The organism is Pelomonas lactea, assembly GCF_043555885.1.
Lineage (GTDB): Bacteria > Pseudomonadota > Gammaproteobacteria > Burkholderiales > Burkholderiaceae_C > Pelomonas > Pelomonas lactea.
The window spans coordinates 1-255 of sequence record NZ_JBIGHX010000043.1; the positions used below are offsets into that span (position 1 = coordinate 1).

Annotated in this window: 1 pseudogene; it reads right to left on the reverse strand. The window is 61.6% G+C overall.

The features are described from left to right. Positions 1-4: 4 nt before the first annotated feature. Positions 5-255: pseudogene (locus tag ACG04Q_RS25660) on the reverse strand (IS110 family RNA-guided transposase); the annotation flags it as partial.

Here is a 255-nt window from a genome sequence, read left to right on the forward strand (position 1 = left end):
CTTGTCAGCTGAAGGCCCGCGTCACGTCAAACGGCGTGCCCGTCTTCATCACATGAAAGCAGGCCCGCGCCAGCTTGTGTGCCACGGCCTTGATGGCCACAACCTGCAAGGTCTTGGCGCATTTCTTTTGGAACCAGCGCCGGATCGTTTCGTCGTAGCGCACCGCGAAGTGCGCCGCCTCGATGAAGGCCCAGGCCAGGTGCTTGTTGCCGCACTTGGCGTTGCCTTCGCCCTTCTTCTTGCCGTTGGATTCGC